This window comes from Flavobacterium okayamense, assembly GCF_019702945.1.
Lineage (GTDB): Bacteria > Bacteroidota > Bacteroidia > Flavobacteriales > Flavobacteriaceae > Flavobacterium > Flavobacterium okayamense.
Genome location: NZ_AP024749.1, coordinates 1,061,765 through 1,079,202 on the forward strand (window position 1 = coordinate 1,061,765; position 17,438 = coordinate 1,079,202).

A 17,438-nucleotide genomic window follows, 5' to 3' on the forward strand; every position below is an offset into this window, starting at 1 on the left:
TCATTAGTATAGGTTTTATTTACGGCAAATTAGAATAACCATTTTTAGATTTCCACAAGAAATACTTCTCGAGAATTACTTTGTTAATATCGTAGATGACATTTGGAATCATAATCGCGAATGTTCTTGGTTTAAATAAACTTGAAGAAACTAAAAGTACTTCTTTTTTACCAGCATCCATCACACATAATCCTGGAATTCTTCCCCAAGCTTTTTCTTTTAGTTTTGCTTCACCTTTGGTTACTCTTATAATATTTTCGGCAACAATTTTACCTGTTTCATCACTTGGATAACCTGTTTTTGGAGAAGAAAATGGTACTTTTCCTGGTGTAAAAGGTAATGGAACATTTACTGCAATTCCCGCCGCCCATACATTTGGATAATCCACGTGTTGGTAACTGTCTTTTACAGGAACATAGCCTGTAGTTGTAGCATGTAATTCTGGTGAATTACTTACAAAATCAACCCCAATAAACGGAGGCATTAACATTGAGAATTTATAAGGTAAAACTTCTCCGTTTGATAGTTTAATAGTTTCTGATGTCACTTCGTCAACACCAACTTGTGTTTTGTAATGGATGTTAAACATTTTCATAAATGACTTTAACATTGTTTCACCCATTGGCATACCATCAATTCCAAAATGTCCTAAATAGTCTTCAGGGGTAATCCAATATAAATCTACTTTTTTACGGATATTTTGCTCACGTAACCATTTTTCTATATTAAATAAAAATTCATAAGCAGCACCCATACAACCCGCATTTTGAGTAGCTCCAATAACAATTGGACCAGGATTTTTCTTGAATTCTTCTAAGGCTTTTCGAGTTTTCATTGCACCATTAGGTGTACCGATATAATGTGTATATTCAGCAACGCCAGGAGCAACATCATATTTTACTTTTGGGCCGGTTGCTACTACCAAATGATCATATTTAAAATCACCTTTGTCTGTTTTAACAGTTTGATTTTTAACATCTACATTTAAAGCCTCTGCATTTACAAATTCGACTCCTTTTTTGGTTAAAATAGCATCTTTTCTAAAAGAAATGTCTTTAATATCGCGTCTTCCAAATGGAACCCAAATCAAAGAGGGAATAAACATAAAAACAGGTGATTTGTCGATTAAAACAACCTTATGTTGATCTTTACCTTTTCTTTTAATTTCCAGTGCAGCGGTCATTCCTGCAAAGCTTCCGCCTATTACTACCGTTGTTGTCATAATTCTTTAGTTTTATCACTATAAAGTTCCGATTTTACACCAAAAATGACAGCAACTTTTGTTACATAAAAAGCTTAAGAATTTTGAATTTCAGCTTGAAGTTTTTTGGTTAAACTACTAAACACCAAATCATAAGAATAGTTGATTAATTCGATTAATAGTTTTTGGGAAACATCACTATTAACGGCAAGTGTATTCCAATGAATTTTACTCATATGCCAACCTGGTTTTACGCCATCATATTGTTCGCGAAGTTCAATTGCACGTTCTGGATTGCATTTTAAATTGAGCGAAGGATTTCCTTTTTCCCAATCTTGTAAAGAAGTTAAACAAAACATTTTTCCGCCAACTTTAAACACCAGAGTATCTTCATCAAATGGAAAATGTTCGGTTACACCTTTTTTTGACAAGCAGAATTCGTATAGTTGTTGGATATTCATTTTTTTAGAGTGATTAGTGAAAAGTAATTAGTGATTAGCAATAATTTTATATAAAATTGGCTTTGAAGGCGAAGCATCATTCTCAAACGAAGCGATTTGTAAATTCAGTAAATAACTTCCGTCTTTGATACTATTATCAACGAAAATCATTTCAGTAATCGTACAATTAAAACGAGCATCCTCATTCACTTGGTTTACGTCTTTTACATTCCAAAATGCTTTATGAGCTAATAATTTTCCTTCGTCATGCTCTTTGTCTACACTTGGTAAATCAATCAATAGGTGCTTAATACCAATTTCTCTTAAGTATGTTGCTGCTTTATCTGATAAATACGGCGGATTTGAATGGGAATAATTTTTATGTTTTTTACTTTCAATATTCGGAAGTGTTCTAATCACAATTGCTTCAGGATTCGTTCCATTAAGCCCTTTTTCAACTTGTTCTTTTGTAATGATAAAATCATCACCAACTTCAACTGGTTCAATTGAAATTAAATTAGCTAAAAAGAAAAACGTTTTCAAATGTTGGTTAACACTGTAAAAATCTTTGGTAATATGTCCTAAACATTCGGTGTGTGTTCCGTGTGCATGCGGATTGAAGAAAATATTATTGAAATTAGTCCATGATTTTCCTTCAGAAACTTTTCCAATCCAATCGCCCATAGTTACGGGTTCAATTTTGGGTTCATCTTGATACCACGCAATAGGATTTTGATTATCGTTAGTTAAGGGTAAAGAAATATCTAAAGGTTGAGAAAAATCAACGGTTAAAGTTTTATCGTTATGTTTAATAGTAGCTATCATAAATTATTTATGCATTAAATAAAGTGTAAACTGGCTTATTTGTTCTCTATACAAAAAGATTAAAGCAAAAAAGACTATAACTATAGTAAATGTTTTTAATAAAGTTATTTTCCAATTGTCATTATAAAACCTTTTTAAGGCAAATGTTAAGTATAAAAAATTAAAGCTAAAAATAGTTAATTGTGTTACTCGTGGCGAAAACCATTCTCTTGGAAGAATGACTAATGTTACACAAAATAACATAAAAAATGACAAATAATGTATCGCAAATATGGCATGAATTCCAAATTGTAGTTTCTTTTTGAAATTAACTAACCATATAATAAAACTTAAAAAAGGAATGAGAATAAAAATATACAATTTCGAATTCGTTAAAGACTCAGAATCATAGATTTGTTTCAAAAATTCAACAGATTCTTGTTTAGTGTTGGCAATTGCTTCTAAAGCTTTTAGATTACTTTCAATTGAGAAAAAATAACCCGACGGAATTCTGAAAATGTCTGCTCCAGATAAAATGAAAAAGAATAAAACGTTTACAACGATAAACAATTGAAAAGGTTTCATAAATGGTTTACGAACTCCATTTACATAGTTTTCAGTTAGTTGACCGGGTTTAAATAATAAAAACCAAAAGCTTTTAATAAACTTAGAATCAAAATTGGTAAACCCATCAACAAATTGCTGTAGAATAGTTTTAATAGAAAAATCGGATTTTTCCACTACTTTTTCACCACAATTATAGCAGAATTTCCCTATTAAAGGTTCGTTACAATTGATGCAATTTTTAGCTTCTTCCACAAAATGAAATTTGGTTTACTCCAAATTTAACAAAAATAAGTCGGATGCAATTCCGTCGGATAAAAATTTACCTTTTTGCGTTGCTTTTAAAATTCCATTTTCAACAAAAAGTAATTCGTCTTCAATAAATTTCTGACTTTGTAGGTTGAGGTATTCTAAATATTTTGGTCCAAATTCTTTTTCTATTCGTTCCAATGAAACACCCCATATGGTTCGCAAACCGGTCATGATATATTCGTTATATTGGTCTACTGTTGTTAATGTTTCCTTTTCGGATGGCAATTGATTTTCTTGAATCGATTTGATGTAAAGTGTATTGTTAGCAACATTCCAACTTCTATTTGTTCCATCATAACTATGTGCTGAAGGTCCAATGCCGATGTATTTTTTGCCTAACCAATACGCAGAATTGTTTTTGGAAAAATAATCAGGCTTCCCAAAATTGGATAATTCATAATGCACAAACCCTTCTTCTTGTAATCGGTTTACGAGAATATGAAAATGTTCTTGCGCCACTTCATCATCGGGTTGATTTACCAGACCTTTTTTGATGAATTTATCCAAAGCGGTTTTGGGTTCAACCGTTAAGGCGTAACTCGAAATATGCGGAATGCAAAATGACAAAGCGGTTTCAATATTTTGTAACCAACGTTCGTTGCTCATATTGGGAATTCCGTAAATTAAATCGATAGTAATATTGTCAAAATACTGCGTCGCGGTTTCCAAACATTTTTTAGCTTCTTCGGCATTATGTGCACGATTCATGAGTTTTAAATCGTCTTCAAAAAAAGATTGAATTCCAATACTTAATCTGTTGATTTGGGTATTTGATAATTTAATAATTTGTTCATCCGACAAATCATCTGGATTGGCTTCTAAAGTTATTTCAGGATTTTCAACGACATCAAAATTTTTATATACAGTATCAATCAACAACTGAATTTCCTCAACAGAAAGTATACTTGGTGTTCCTCCTCCAAAATAAATGGTTTCTATTTTACTTTTTGTCACACTAAGCTTGTCGAAGTGATTTTCGAGAAGTTCACCTTTCCGCATTTCAATTTCTTTGGCTAATGCCAAAACCATTTCTTCTTTTTTCTTCAATGAAGTAGAAAAATGGAAATCGCAATAGTGACAAGCCTGTTTGCAAAAAGGAATATGGATGTAGATACCGCTCATTTTTCTAGAGGTCAGTGTTCAGGTTTTAGTATTCAGTGGATTTATAAATAATTATTCTTTTTTTACTCCAAATTTTTCTGGGTTTAAAATCATATAATTTATTAATTTCCCAACTTCAATACTTAGATTAATAAATTCTGAATATTTATCTTCAGTTAAATATCCACAAGCCAAAGCATATTCTAACCATCCTTGTGTTTCAGAATTTTCAGAATCAGCGTCAGTTAGTTTACTATGAAAATGTTTAGGATATTCTCTTTTTCTATATGCTTCAGAAATTGTTATTGTTACACTTCTTGAACTTCTTCTTATTTGATCAGTTAATGAATACATTTCCTCTTTTGGAAAACCTTTAGTTGTCTCAAAAATATTCATCGCTAAATCAAATCCTTTTTTATAAGCTAATAAATCTTGAAATCTCATATAAATTTTAATACAAATTATACTGAACACTAAAAGCTGAACACTGAACACTATTTTTTAACACGATTTTCATTTTGTTTCACAAATGCATCCCAACCCGAATAACTTTTTCCAATTTCCACTCTACCAGAATTAAAGAAATGACAAACGGCTGCAGCCAACCCATCGGTGGAGTCAAGATTTTTGGGTAGCGTTTTTAAACCTAATAATTGTTGAAGCATTTTAGCAACTTGTTCTTTACTTGCATTTCCGTTACCTGTAATTGCCATTTTTATTTTCTTAGGTTCGTATTCCGTAATAGGAATTTGACGCGATAAACCTGCCGCCATGGCAACGCCTTGTGCGCGACCTAATTTTAACATCGATTGGACATTTTTACCAAAGAAAGGCGCTTCAATCGCAATTTCATCGGGATGATGCGTTTCGATTAACTCAATCGTTCTTTCAAATATCACTTTCAATTTGGTGTAATGATCATCATATTTATTCAGAATTAATTCATTCAACTGAAGAAACTCCATTTTTTTATTAACGACTTTTATCAATCCGAAACCCATAATCGTGGTTCCCGGGTCAATTCCTAATATGATGCGTTCGTTTGCCAAATTTTCTTTTCTTTGTAGTAATGATTGCAATTCCTCACAAAGCTAAACAATTCTTATTAGTTCTCGTCAAAGTTTTGATTGTAGGATTGGCATTTTTCTATATCTACCAGCATTTACAAGCCGATAAAGCGATTTCTATTGAAAGTATTATTCAGTATTTATCAATCAAAGAAGTTCTAATTTTACTATTGTTTACAATAGCGAATTGGTTTTTTGAAGTTTTGAAGTGGCGGAATTTAGTTGGCAGTTTCAAAAAGATTAGTTTTTTTGAAGCAACTCAACAAACATTTGGTTCTCTTACTGCTTCTATTTTTACACCGAATAGAATAGGAGAGTACGGAGCCAAAATGCTGTATTTTAAACCGGAAAATTCGAAACGAATTGTATTGTTAAACTTTATACACAATGGCAGTCAAATGTTGGTAACAACATTGTTTGGCGTTTTTGGATTCTTATTACTGACTTTTTCTAAAACGGAAACAATGTTTTGGATTGGAATCAAGCTTAATTTTATTTCAATTATTCTATTTTTAATTATTCTTACGATTGCTATTTTGATTCTAATTTTTTTCAGAGAAATTGAAATTTATGGTTTTTCCATACAAAAGATAATAGATAAAATCAGAAAGTTAGATAGGACTATTCTTTTGAAAACATTTAGTTTTTCGATGTTTCGTTATTTGATTTTTTCAACCCAGTTTTTAGTCTTGTTGTTGTTTTTTGAAGTTGATATTGAAATTTCAATTGCATTAGCAACCATTTTTACAATGTATCTTTTAGCTTCCATTTTGCCAAGTATTCATTTGATGGACGTTGCTATAAAAGGAAGTGTTGCTTTATTTTTATTTTCGAAATTAGGTGTTGAAGATTGGAAAATTTTAACCATTACTTCGTTAATGTGGCTTTTTAATTTGGTTTTACCAGTTATTTTAGGAAGTTATTTTGTAATAAGATTCAAACCAAAAACTGCCGAATGATTATAGCCTTTGTCATATTAGGAATGTATGTTGTTTTGATTGCTTCGCTGTATTACGGATTTCAAAAAATGAAACCGTTATCTGATTTTTCTATTGAACCTAAAACTAGTTTTTCAATTGTGGTTCCGTTTCGAAATGAAGCAGAAAACTTACCAAAACTGTTACATTCGATTTCTTTGTTAAATTATCCGAATGATTTGTTTGAAGTTATTTTAGTGGATGATGAATCGGATGATAAATTTAGACTTCTCGACTCCGCTCGAAGTGACATAAATGTTAAGGTTATTAAGAGTATAAGAAAATCAAATTCGCCTAAAAAGGATGCTATTGAAACGGCTATTCAAGTAGCGAAAAACAATTGGATTATTACAACGGATGCTGATTGTTTGGTTCAGAAGAATTGGTTAAAAGCAATTGACTCTTATATTCAAAATGAAAACAAACGAATGGCTGCAGCTGGTGTTTGTTATTTGCCAAAATCAGGTTTTTTACATGCGTTTCAAAATTTAGATTTTTTAAGTTTACAAGGAGCAACTATTGGAAGTTTTGGTTTGAACCAACCTTTTATGTGCAATGGCGCAAATTTTGCTTACGAAAAGGAGTTCTTTTTAGAGTTAAATGGTTTTGAAGGGAATTCAAACATGGCAAGTGGCGATGATGTTTTCTTGTTGCAAAAAGCGGTTTTAAAGAATAAAACTGCTGTTGGATTTTGTATGCATAATCAAAGTGTTGTGGCTACACAAAGTGAAAATTCTTGGGACGCTTTATTTCAACAACGTGTGAGGTGGGCTGCTAAAAGTACAGGTTATTCTTCTTGGTTTGGAAAGTTAACGGCATTACTCGTTTTTGGTACAAACGTAACTTGGATTGCGGTTTTTGTTTTGTGGTTATCAGGAAACTTAAATCAGAACTGGTTTGCACTATTTATTGCCTTAAAGTTTATTATTGATTTAGTATTACTGCAAAAAACAGCTTCTTTTTTTAGAACGAAATTACAATGGTTGTTTTTAGCTTCGTTATTATATCCTTTTTTTAGTAGTGTAGTGGCGATTTATAGTTTGTTCAGTAATTTCACTTGGAAGGGAAGGGAGTTTAGGAAATAGCCCTGATGGAAGCGACATCCTTTTTGTCATTGCGAGGAGGAACGACGTGGCAATCTAAAAAGATATAGCGTACAGCAGGATTGGCTTCAAAAAATTACTCCGTAACCTTTAAAATAACCGGTAACACAAATTGCGATTTTACTTTGATACCTTGTTTAATGGCTGGTTCAACTTTTGGAAAATTCGCTAATCTATTTTGCAAAATGCTATCGATTACTTCAATATCATACGAAATAGAATCGGTTGGTTTTTGTGTTTCAAATATAAGAGAAGCATCAGGATTTATGGTGACTTTAACCGAAATCGTATCTAGTTCAGGATATAAAATATGAATAGTATCAGTGCTTATTCTATTTTGAATGGTTTCGGTTAAAAACTGAAACAAACATGCTTTTTGTGTTTCTTTATCAAGAATGGTATCACATGAAGAAACACTTGGATATTGATCAACTTGTTTCCAGTTTACTTTTTGTAATTCTTCCTGTAATAAAGCATTTTCATCTGGCACTTTTTTATCGAAAAGTTGGCAAGAAAATGTTAAGCTTATTAGTAATATGAATAAAATGATTTTTTTCAAAACCGATTGTTTTCCACAAAAATAGCTTTTTTAATTAAAAAATGGTCGATAATCTAAACTATTACCGACCATTTATGTTTATCCTCTTATTTGTCTTGTAATTTAAAAGTTAAAGGCAAACCATACTTAATATTAACCGTTTTTCCTTTATGTTTTGCAGGGATAAGTTTTGGTAATAGTGAAATTATTCTTCTAGCTTCTTTTTCTAATAGCTCTCCATTTACAGGGCCGTGAGTAACTATATCTTTTATATTTCCTTCTTTGTCGATTATAAATTGAATACTCACTTGGCCTTGTATATTCTTTTTCGCGGCTTCTTTGGGATAATTGAAATTTTTAGTGATATGTTCCATCATTTTTTCATTGAAGCATTTCATAGCATCTTCTTTTGAAACATTTTCACATTGTAAAAACCTCGGGACTTCATCAACTTCTGAAAATGAAATTTCATTTTTCTCTTTAGAAGTTGTTTTTTCATTTGTTTCTGTTTGTGCGTAAATCTTATTTGAAAATAAACTTACACTAATTAAAATTGCAGGAATTACGATTCCGTACTTTAGCAACATAGCTTTTTTTGATTTTGATTTTTGTAACATAACGATTCGTTTTTTGATTAATGATTCATTGAAAAAATTATTGGTGAACGCAAAGTTTTCAACTTGAAAAACTTGGTTAATAATACTTTTGTAATACGTTGCCGCATTTTTTTTAACTGCAATCGCATCGGCTTCATATTCATGAACTTCGGCTAGTTTCTTTTGATAATGCCATAACAACGGATTGAACCAAAAAATAGTTTTAGCGATTTCTAATAGAAACAAATCAACAGAATGCCATTTGTTTTTATGTGTTAATTCATGTTGTAAAACAGTTGTTATTTCGGTATTGTTTTGCCCTATGAAGATTAAATTCAAAAATGAAAAAGCCTCATTAGAATTTTGAATGCGATATATTTTTATATTTTCATGAAATTCAATTTGAGAATTATCGATTCTTTCTTTAATCTTTTTTAGTTTATAAATCAGAAGAGTTATAAATAGAACAAAACCAATTATGTATATTGTTTCAACTGTCTTTAAAAGATTGATTGAATTATTGCTTGCTAATTGAATTTCTGATGTTTTTTCACCGTTTACCAATAAAATTTCTTTTAGATTAAAAACATTTTCTATTGTAGAATTACTATCAATTGATTTTATATTTATTAATGGAATAATCAAAGAAGCTATAAAGCTTCCTATTAAGTAAAAACGATTGGCGTTAAAAAACGTTTCTTTACTTAATAATATTTGATAGGCTATTAAGAATAGTAATTGAATACCTATTGTTTTTAAAGTGTACAATAAAAAATCAATCATGCTGTTCAGTTTTAATTTCTTTTAATAATGCTTCTACATCTTTTATATCGACATCGTTCTGTTTTACAAAAAACGAAACCATGTTTTTAAAAGAGCCTTGAAAGTAGTTTTCGACTAATTTGTTAATAGACGAATTACTATAGGTTTCCTTTTCTACAATTGGGAAATAGATATAGCCTTTTCCTTCTTGTTTGTGATCTACAAATTCTTTTGTTTCTAAAATTCTAACTATGGTAGAAACGGTATTATAAGCAGGTTTAGGTTCAGGAAATTCAGCGATAATATCTTTTACATTTCCTTCTTTCAAATCCCAAAGAATTTGCATAATTTCTTCTTCTGCTTTGGTTAGTTGTTTCATAATTATTCATTTAAACTAAAAACTTAGTTGAACAAATATACAAACTAAAAGTTTAGTTGCAACTAATTTTTTAGTTTTTTTATAATACGCTTTTATTTTAGTAATTTTAGGCAATAGAATTAAATATGGAATACTTTCTTTTACTTGCGGGTTTTTGTTGCATGTTTCTTGGAATTTTAGGGAGTTTGTTGCCCGCTTTACCTGGACCGCCTATTAGTTGGATAGGCTTATTGTTATTGTATTTATGCCCAGGAATGGAAAAAAATTATTGGGTTTTAGGAATTACATTTGTAATTGCTATTGTAATTGCAGTTTTAGATTATGTGATTCCAGCCAAAGGGACGAAACGATTTGGAGGGAGTAAATACGGTATTTGGGGAACCAATATTGGTTTAATTGTTGGAATTTTTGCACCCATTCCTTTCGGATTTATTATCGGACCATTTGTTGGTGCTTTGATTGGAGAATTGCTTTATGATAGAAAAGATTCTACTCGTGCTACAAAAGCGGCTATTGGTTCTTTTTTTGGATTTTTAGCAGGAACTTTTATCAAGTTTGTTGTTAGTATTGCTTATTTGGGTTTGTTTATTTCTATAGTTATCAGTAACCGAAACATTTGGTTTTAATGTATGCCTTAGTCGATTGTAATAATTTTTACGCTTCATGCGAAAGGGTGTTTCAACCTTACCTTAATGGAGTTCCTATCGTTGTTTTAAGTAATAACGATGGTTGCATTATTTCGCGTAGTGAAGAAGCTAAACAATTAGGTATTGCCATGGGAGCTCCTGAGTTTAAGGTTAGAAAAGAATTAGAGCAAAATAAAGTAAAAGTATTTTCATCTAATTATCCATTGTATGGCGATATGAGTAAACGGGTAATGACATTGCTCGGAAACTTTACGCCCGATGTTGAGGTTTATAGTATAGATGAAGCTTTTTTAAATTTTGATAAAGTTAAAATAGACGATTATACCCATTATGGCTTACAAATAAAAAATCAAATCTATAAATGTTTGAGTTTGCCTATTTGTGTTGGGATTGCACCTACAAAAGCCTTGTCTAAAGTTGCCAATAGAGTTGCGAAAAAGTTTCCTACACAAACCAATGGTATTTGGGTTATAGATACTGATGAAAAACGAGTAAAAGCCTTAAAATGGTTAGCTGTTGAAGATATTTGGGGAATTGGTCGTCGATTATCGAAGAAAATGAAGCTGAAAAATATTAATACGGCTTACGATTTCACTTTGCTACACAATGAAGCCTATATCAAATCGGTAATGGGAGTTGTAGGCATAAGGTTGAGAATGGAATTGTTAGGCAAACCAGTTTTAGAAACGGAAGAAATTTCAGCAAAAAAATCGATCGCTGTAACTCGTAGCTTTGAGCATAATATTTCGGCGTATGATGATTTAAAAGAAAGAGTGCTAACCTTTGCTACAGTATGTTCCGAAAAGCTGAGGTTACAAAAATCTTCGTGTAGCACAATTGTTTTGTTCTTGCAGAAAGATAGATTTGACAAGAATAACCAAAAATATCATTATACAAGACAAATTACGTTGTCCTTCCCATCCAATGCATCGCTTACAATAAATAATGCTGTATTGAAGATGTTAGATGATTTATATGAACCTAATTCCGTTTATAAAAAAGCGGGTGTAATTGTAACGCAACTGGTAAAGGATGATGAAATTCAGTTGAATTTGTTTGAAGCCGAAAACCCAAAGTATCGTCATTTGATGCATGCAATAGATTCATGTAATCGCAAATTAGGAAGTCGGAAAATACGTTTGGCATCACAAGATTTAAAACGAACTTGGAAAATGAAGCAGAATCATTTATCCAATCAATATACTACAAAAATTAGTGAAGTAATAATGGTAAAATGCTAAAGAAGAAACTACATTTTTTTAATCCCGATTTTTCTCAACCTAAGAAAATATCATTTATAGATGCTGGAATTAAAGCAGGATTTCCGTCACCAGCTGCCGATTTTGAAGAGGAAAGAATCAGTTTAGATCAGTTTTTAATTAAAAATCCTGAAGCTACTTTTTTCGCAAAAGCGAGTGGCGATTCTATGATTAAAGCCGGAATAAATGATGGAGATTTGTTGGTTATAGATAGAAGTTTAGAGGCTAAAAACAACACTATAGCGGTATGCTATATTGATGGAGAATTTACAGTTAAAAGAATAAAAGCAGAAAATAACAAAGTATTTCTTTTGCCGGAGAATGACAAGTATAAGCCTATTGAAATAACCAAAGAAAACGAGTTGATTATTTGGGGCGTAGTGATATATGTGGTAAAAAAAATGGTATAAAAAAACCTCATTCGAAGAATGAGGTTTTTTTATTTATTGTTGAGGAAAATTATCCTAAAGCAACTCTTTTGAAACCTGTAACAGTTAAACCACCGTCAACAGATTTAATATAAGCAGCAACACTCATAGAACCATCTTTAATATAATCTTGGTTAACTAAAGTATTGTCTTTGTAGAAACGTTGGATTTTACCTTTAGAGATATTATCTAACATTGCTTCTGGTTTTCCTTCAGCTCTTAATTGCTCTTTTGCAATTTCGATTTCTTTTTCAATGATTGCAGCATCAACACCAGCTTCGTTTAAAGCAATTGGGTTCATAGCAGCAGCTTGCATTGCAACGTTTTTAGCAGCTTCTTCAGCGCCAGCAACGTTTGCAGATAAAGAAACTAAAGTAGCAATTTTACCAGCGTGAATATAAGAACCTACGAAAGCACCTTCTAAACGCTCAAAAGCACCGATTTCAATTTTCTCACCGATAACTCCAGTTTGCTCGATTAATTTCTCAGCAACTGTAATTCCGTTGAAATCAGAAGCTAATAATTCTTCTTTAGTAGCAAAGTTTAAAGCTTGGTTTGCTAAATCTGTAGCTAATTTTACGAAAGATTCGTTTTTACCTACGAAGTCAGTTTCACAGTTTAATGTGATCGCTACACCAGCAGTGTTATCTGCATTGATGATTGCAACAGCAGCACCTTCAGTAGATTCTCTATCTGAACGGTTAGCAGCAACTTTTTGACCTTTTTTACGAAGGTTTTCGATAGCTAAATCAAAATCTCCATCAGCTTCTACTAAAGCTTTTTTACAGTCCATCATTCCAGCACCAGTAGCTGTTCTTAATTTATTTACGTCTGCAGCAGTAATATTTGCCATAACTTTTTTTTGTTTAAATGTAAAAATTCCAAAATCCAAAACCCAAATTCCATTTTTAAATTATCGTCAACTTTTTGTTTCTAATAAGTATGGAATTTGGCGTTTTGTTTTTGGAATTAAATAATTATTTATTCGTTTGTTGTAGCTTCTTCTTGTTTTACATCAGCTTCTTTAACGTCGTCTTTTTCAGCTTTTCTATCAGCTAAACCTTCAACGATAGCACCAGAAACTAATCCAAGAACTTTTTCAATTGATTTTGAAGCATCATCATTTGCAGGGATAACGAAATCGATCGGACGAGGATCAGAGTTTGTATCTACCATTGCAAAAACTGGAATGTTTAATTTTTGAGCTTCTTTTATTGCGATATGTTCTGCTTTCACATCAACTACAAATAATGCCGCTGGCAACCTTGTCATGTCTGCAATAGAACCTAAGTTTTTCTCTAATTTAGCACGTAAACGATCAACTTGTAAACGCTCTTTTTTAGATAATGTGTTAAATGTTCCGTCTTTCTTCATTCTGTCAATCGAAGCCATTTTCTTAACGGCTTTACGAATCGTAACGAAGTTTGTTAACATACCACCTGGCCATCTTTCAGTGATGTAAGGCATGTTACATGCAGTCGCTTTTTCAGCAACAATGTCTTTAGCTTGTTTTTTGGTAGCTACGAAAAGTACTTTTCTACCAGAAGCAGCGATTTTCTTTAAAGCTTCATTAGCTTCTTCGATTTTAGCTGCAGTTTTGTATAAGTTGATAATATGGATACCATTACGCTCCATATAGATGTAAGGAGCCATGTTTGGATCCCACTTACGAGTCATGTGTCCAAAATGAACACCTGCTTCTAATAATTCTTTAACTTCTATTTTGTTTGCCATTTTTGTAATAGTTTACGTTCCGTTGATTAGCAATGTTCCATTAGCTTTCGCTCGTGGCTTCATTTAGATGCTAAACTAATTTCCTTTTTAAAAAAAGAAATAACGACAACTGTGTTTTTAATTTCAATAATAAATGAACAAGAAATTGTTGTAGATTAACGTTTCGAGAATTGGAATCTCTTACGTGCTTTCTTCTGACCAAATTTCTTACGTTCAACCATACGAGGATCTCTTGTTAATAATCCTTCTGGTTTTAAAACTAATCTGTTTTCAGCATCTACTTCACACATTGCTCTAGCAATAGCCATACGTACAGCTTCTGCTTGACCAGTTGAACCACCACCATATACATTAATTTTAACGTCAAAGTTTTCTGCATTTTCAGTCATTGCTAAAGGTTGCATTACTTTGTACTGTAATGTTGGTGTAGGGAAGTAGTTTGCAAATTCTCTTTTGTTTACAGTGATTTTACCTGTACCTTCAGTTAGATAAACACGTGCAACAGCACATTTTCTTCTACCGATTTTGTGAATAACTCCCATTACTTAAGATCGTTTAAGTTTACAGTTTTAGGTTTTTGAGCGTCATGTTTGTGCTCAGAACCTACATATACATTTAAATTTCGGAATAACTCAGCACCTAATTTGTTTTTAGGTAACATTCCTTTTACAGCTTTTTCTACTATAACAGCAGGATTCTTTTGCTGTTGTACTCTAGCAGTTAAAGTTCTTTGCCCTCCTGGGTAACCTGTGTGACGTACGTAAGTTTTGTCGTCTAACTTGTTACCAGTAAGGTTGATTTTTTCTGCGTTGATAACAATTACGTTATCTCCACAATCAACGTGCGGCGTATAATTTGGCTTGTATTTACCTCTTAATAGCATTGCTACTTTTGAAGCAAAGCGACCCAAATTATGCCCTTCAGCGTCCACAACAATCCACTGCTTGTCTGCAGTAGCCTTGTTTGCTGATACTGTTTTGTAGCTTAATGTGTTCACAATAATTAATTTAAATTAAACATTCCATTCCCAATTAAGGGAGTGCAAAAGTACAACTATTTATTTATTATGCAAACAGCATTTTAAGAAATATTTTTATTAAGTAATGTTCCAAAAATTGTTTTTCCTAAAATAAATAGTATTTTTATTGTTCAAAAGAAGATTATGAAGTCAAAAATAACACTAAAACAAATAGCTAAAGAACTTGGAGTTTCTGTTTCAACCGTTTCTAAAGCTTTGAGTGATAGTCCAGAAATAGGTACAGTTACTAAAACAAGAATTTTAGAGTTTGCTGAACTAAATAATTACAAACCTAATGCTCTTGCTAGGAATCTTAAAAATCAAAGAACAAATACAATAGGTGTTATTATACCTAATATATTAAATCCATTCTTTGCAAAGGTATTTAGTGGCATTGAAGAAAAAGCAATTCAATTAGGATATAACGTAATTACTGCAATTTCAAATGAGTCACTAGTTAAAGAGAAACAAATGATGGATATGCTAAATAATGGTTCTATTGATGGGTTTATTTTATCTATTGCAGAAGAAACTCAAAAGAATCAAGATTTTAAGCATCTTAAAAGTATTATGGATAGTGGAACTCCAATTGTAATGTTTGATAGAGTTGCTGAAAGTTTAAAATGTGATAAAGTAGTTGTGGATGACTTAGATTCTGCAATAGATGCGACTGAGTATCTAATTAAACAAGGTGCAAAAAAAATTGCAATGCTTTCTACTATTGATAATCTAAGTGTAGGTAAACTAAGGTTTGAAGGATATAAAGAGGCTATGTCTAGAGCGGGTTTAAATCTAGATACTACTTTACTTGTTGTAGAAAGTGATACAGATAAGTTTGACAAGAAATTAGAAAGTTTAATCCAAAAACATAAAGTTGATGCAATTTTTGCAGTTGATGAACATGCATCAACAATGGGAATGAAATATGCTATTAAATCAGGTTATAAAATTCCAGAAGATATTTTAGTTATTGGTTTTGCCGATGGAGTTTGGTCTAAAAGATTAACGCCAAGTCTATCAACAGTTAGTCAACATGCTCCAGAAATTGGTATGAGAGCAGCTGAATTGTTAATTGATAAAATTCAGAACGAAGACGAGTTTTACCAGCCCCAAACAATTGTTGTTAAAACAGAATTAAGACATAGAGATTCAACTAAACGATAAAAAAAGGCTCACAATTGTGAGCCTTTTTTGTTTTTATTAATCTTTTTTGAATTTAAAATTCATTCCACCTTGTTTTAAGGTAAATGCATTTTCTTCAAAAACCATTTCAATTCCTGCACCTGCAAAAACAAATGTTTTCTCATCTTTTAATGTTAATGGAAAAGAAGTTTGACCAGTAGCTTGTGCTAAAAGCTCGCCATCTTTTTCAAATACACTTATTTTCATAGGTAACTGATCTGAAGAATAGGTGCCAGAATATTTTTCGATTAATTCACGACTAATTTTTTCAAAACTAGGAAATGGAAAAGGAAGTTTATAATAGATGCTTAAAACGCCAATCATTATATCGTTTCTACTGTAATTATCTCCATTAACAATTAAACCAATTCCCATTTTTTCGGGTATATTGTATCCAACAACTGAGCGAAAATTTTCAATTCCACCAGTATGAGTAAAGAATTTACGATCACCAAAAGGGGCTTGTAATAGACCTGCACCATAACCTTCTTTTAAAGTTGTCATTATTTCTAATGATTTTTTATTTAAAAGATTGCCTTCAAAAAGATTTGACATAAATCGAGTAAGGTCTGCAGGTGTTGAAATAATTGCTCCTGCCGCAAAAGCAACTTCATTTTTCCATTCCGGCATTTGCTCCCAATTTGTTCCATTATAAATAAAGGAGTAACTTTCTTTAACCGACGTATCGGTATTTGAAGGTTTGTAATATGTATTAAGTAATTCAGCTTTTTTTACTATTCTGTCTTGAAGGTTTTCGCCAAAAGACTTACCTGTAATTTTTTCAATAATACCTCCAAGTAGATAATAGTTAGAGTTACTATATTCAAATTTACTTCCAGGTGAAAACCTTAATTGATAGTTTTCAATTTTCTTATAAATTGCCTCTTTTAAGTTTGGTGCACTTAATTCTGCAGTTGTTAAACTATCATGATTGATGTAATCCGGAATTCCAGTTCTTTGATACAATAAATCGGAAATAGAAATACTGTCAGCTTTAGCTACTTTAGGAAAATACCTTTTTAGTTTAGTGTCTAAGCGTAGTTTACGCTCTTCGATTAATTGTAAAATCATAACCGAAGTAAATGTTTTGGTTATGGAACCAATTTTATATTTCGTAGTTCTATCAGCTTCAATATTTTTATTTACATCAGTATAACCGTACGCTTTGTTAAAAACAACATTTTCTCCTTCACGAATACATAAGCTACCCATAAACTTATTGTTTTCGTATAGGTAATTTAAATATTCATCGATTTTTTCAAAGCGATCTTGTGAAAAGATTACTGTTGAAAAAAGTACACTAAGAAGTAATACAAGTTTTTTCAT

General features: G+C 31.6%; 21 protein-coding genes. 6 read left to right on the forward strand and 15 right to left on the reverse strand.

Features of this window, described 5'->3' with window-relative positions:
* Window positions 1–19: 19 nt before the first annotated feature.
* The 7 genes from KK2020170_RS04885 to ruvC form a co-directional block, all read right to left on the reverse strand.
* Window positions 20–1,222, reverse strand: a complete 1,203-nt coding sequence (locus KK2020170_RS04885; RefSeq protein ID WP_221259692.1) for an NAD(P)/FAD-dependent oxidoreductase — start codon at window positions 1,220–1,222, stop codon at window positions 20–22.
* A 74-nt stretch (window positions 1,223–1,296) separates the two neighbouring features.
* Window positions 1,297–1,662 carry an MmcQ/YjbR family DNA-binding protein gene (locus KK2020170_RS04890; RefSeq protein ID WP_221259694.1) on the reverse strand — a complete coding sequence of 122 codons (366 nt, stop codon included), beginning with the start codon at window positions 1,660–1,662 and terminating at the stop codon, window positions 1,297–1,299.
* A gap of 27 nt (window positions 1,663–1,689) precedes the next feature.
* The gene (locus tag KK2020170_RS04895) at window positions 1,690–2,466 is read right to left on the reverse strand and encodes a cyclase family protein (protein WP_221259695.1); all 777 of its coding nucleotides are present in this window, start codon (window positions 2,464–2,466) and stop codon (window positions 1,690–1,692) included.
* A gap of 3 nt (window positions 2,467–2,469) precedes the next feature.
* A complete protein-coding gene (locus KK2020170_RS04900) occupies window positions 2,470–3,264 on the reverse strand; it encodes a DUF3667 domain-containing protein (RefSeq protein WP_221259696.1) in 795 nt (264 codons plus the stop codon).
* Between the two features lie 15 nt (window positions 3,265–3,279).
* Window positions 3,280–4,443, reverse strand: a complete 1,164-nt coding sequence (hemW, locus tag KK2020170_RS04905) for a radical SAM family heme chaperone HemW (protein ID WP_221259697.1) — start codon at window positions 4,441–4,443, stop codon at window positions 3,280–3,282.
* A 51-nt stretch (window positions 4,444–4,494) separates the two neighbouring features.
* Window positions 4,495–4,866, reverse strand: coding sequence for a four helix bundle protein (locus KK2020170_RS04910; RefSeq protein ID WP_221259698.1), 372 nt, complete (start codon window positions 4,864–4,866; stop codon window positions 4,495–4,497).
* A 50-nt stretch (window positions 4,867–4,916) separates the two neighbouring features.
* Window positions 4,917–5,471 carry a crossover junction endodeoxyribonuclease RuvC gene (ruvC, locus tag KK2020170_RS04915; RefSeq protein ID WP_221259699.1) on the reverse strand — a complete coding sequence of 185 codons (555 nt, stop codon included), beginning with the start codon at window positions 5,469–5,471 and terminating at the stop codon, window positions 4,917–4,919.
* On the opposite strand from ruvC, the gene KK2020170_RS04920 reads away from it, so the two are divergent.
* Together KK2020170_RS04920 and KK2020170_RS04925 are read left to right on the forward strand one after the other, a co-directional pair.
* Window positions 5,465–6,448 carry a lysylphosphatidylglycerol synthase domain-containing protein gene (locus KK2020170_RS04920; protein WP_221259701.1) on the forward strand — a complete coding sequence of 328 codons (984 nt, stop codon included), beginning with the start codon at window positions 5,465–5,467 and terminating at the stop codon, window positions 6,446–6,448. The genes ruvC and KK2020170_RS04920 overlap by 7 nt on opposite strands.
* Window positions 6,445–7,551: a glycosyltransferase family 2 protein gene (locus KK2020170_RS04925; RefSeq protein ID WP_221259702.1), complete on the forward strand. Its 1,107-nt coding sequence runs from the start codon at window positions 6,445–6,447 to the stop codon at window positions 7,549–7,551. The genes KK2020170_RS04920 and KK2020170_RS04925 overlap by 4 nt, the downstream gene beginning before the upstream one ends.
* A gap of 94 nt (window positions 7,552–7,645) precedes the next feature.
* Here the strand turns inward: KK2020170_RS04925 and KK2020170_RS04930 are convergent, their stop codons facing one another.
* The 3 genes from KK2020170_RS04930 to KK2020170_RS04940 form a co-directional block, all read right to left on the reverse strand.
* Window positions 7,646–8,128: a hypothetical protein gene (locus KK2020170_RS04930; protein ID WP_221259703.1), complete on the reverse strand. Its 483-nt coding sequence runs from the start codon at window positions 8,126–8,128 to the stop codon at window positions 7,646–7,648.
* An 86-nt stretch (window positions 8,129–8,214) separates the two neighbouring features.
* Window positions 8,215–9,486: a M56 family metallopeptidase gene (locus KK2020170_RS04935; RefSeq protein WP_221259705.1), complete on the reverse strand. Its 1,272-nt coding sequence runs from the start codon at window positions 9,484–9,486 to the stop codon at window positions 8,215–8,217.
* The gene (locus KK2020170_RS04940) at window positions 9,479–9,844 is read right to left on the reverse strand and encodes a BlaI/MecI/CopY family transcriptional regulator (protein ID WP_221259706.1); all 366 of its coding nucleotides are present in this window, start codon (window positions 9,842–9,844) and stop codon (window positions 9,479–9,481) included. Before KK2020170_RS04940 ends, KK2020170_RS04935 begins: the two co-directional genes overlap by 8 nt.
* A gap of 125 nt (window positions 9,845–9,969) precedes the next feature.
* Between KK2020170_RS04940 and KK2020170_RS04945 the strand changes: the two genes are divergently transcribed.
* The 3 genes from KK2020170_RS04945 to KK2020170_RS04955 are packed head-to-tail and all read left to right on the forward strand — an operon-like array spanning window position 9,970 to window position 12,160.
* Window positions 9,970–10,470 carry a DUF456 domain-containing protein gene (locus KK2020170_RS04945; RefSeq protein WP_221259707.1) on the forward strand — a complete coding sequence of 167 codons (501 nt, stop codon included), beginning with the start codon at window positions 9,970–9,972 and terminating at the stop codon, window positions 10,468–10,470.
* Complete coding sequence (locus KK2020170_RS04950) at window positions 10,470–11,732, forward strand: Y-family DNA polymerase (RefSeq protein ID WP_221259708.1); 1,263 nt, start codon at window positions 10,470–10,472, stop codon at window positions 11,730–11,732. The genes KK2020170_RS04945 and KK2020170_RS04950 overlap by 1 nt, the downstream gene beginning before the upstream one ends.
* On the forward strand, window positions 11,726–12,160 hold the full coding sequence (locus tag KK2020170_RS04955) for a LexA family protein (RefSeq protein WP_221259709.1): 435 nt from the start codon (window positions 11,726–11,728) through the stop codon (window positions 12,158–12,160). The genes KK2020170_RS04950 and KK2020170_RS04955 overlap by 7 nt, the downstream gene beginning before the upstream one ends.
* A 49-nt stretch (window positions 12,161–12,209) precedes the next feature.
* Here the strand turns inward: KK2020170_RS04955 and tsf are convergent, their stop codons facing one another.
* The 4 genes from tsf to rplM all read right to left on the reverse strand — a co-directional run bounded on the left by tsf (window position 12,210) and on the right by rplM (window position 14,909).
* A complete protein-coding gene (gene tsf / locus KK2020170_RS04960) occupies window positions 12,210–13,031 on the reverse strand; it encodes a translation elongation factor Ts (RefSeq protein WP_221259710.1) in 822 nt (273 codons plus the stop codon).
* A gap of 128 nt (window positions 13,032–13,159) precedes the next feature.
* The gene (gene rpsB / locus KK2020170_RS04965) at window positions 13,160–13,912 is read right to left on the reverse strand and encodes a 30S ribosomal protein S2 (protein WP_221259711.1); all 753 of its coding nucleotides are present in this window, start codon (window positions 13,910–13,912) and stop codon (window positions 13,160–13,162) included.
* A 155-nt stretch (window positions 13,913–14,067) separates the two neighbouring features.
* The gene (rpsI, locus tag KK2020170_RS04970) at window positions 14,068–14,454 is read right to left on the reverse strand and encodes a 30S ribosomal protein S9 (RefSeq protein WP_072783101.1); all 387 of its coding nucleotides are present in this window, start codon (window positions 14,452–14,454) and stop codon (window positions 14,068–14,070) included.
* Window positions 14,454–14,909 (reverse strand): 50S ribosomal protein L13, encoded by a 456-nt coding sequence (rplM, locus tag KK2020170_RS04975; protein WP_221259712.1) that lies wholly within the window; start codon window positions 14,907–14,909, stop codon window positions 14,454–14,456. The genes rpsI and rplM overlap by 1 nt, the downstream gene beginning before the upstream one ends.
* A gap of 165 nt (window positions 14,910–15,074) precedes the next feature.
* Here rplM and KK2020170_RS04980 point away from each other — a divergent pair, with 165 nt between their 5' ends.
* On the forward strand, window positions 15,075–16,094 hold the full coding sequence (locus KK2020170_RS04980; RefSeq protein ID WP_221259713.1) for a LacI family DNA-binding transcriptional regulator: 1,020 nt from the start codon (window positions 15,075–15,077) through the stop codon (window positions 16,092–16,094).
* A 36-nt stretch (window positions 16,095–16,130) separates the two neighbouring features.
* On the opposite strand, the gene KK2020170_RS04985 is transcribed toward KK2020170_RS04980, so the two are convergent.
* Complete coding sequence (locus tag KK2020170_RS04985) at window positions 16,131–17,438, reverse strand: serine hydrolase domain-containing protein (protein WP_221259714.1); 1,308 nt, start codon at window positions 17,436–17,438, stop codon at window positions 16,131–16,133.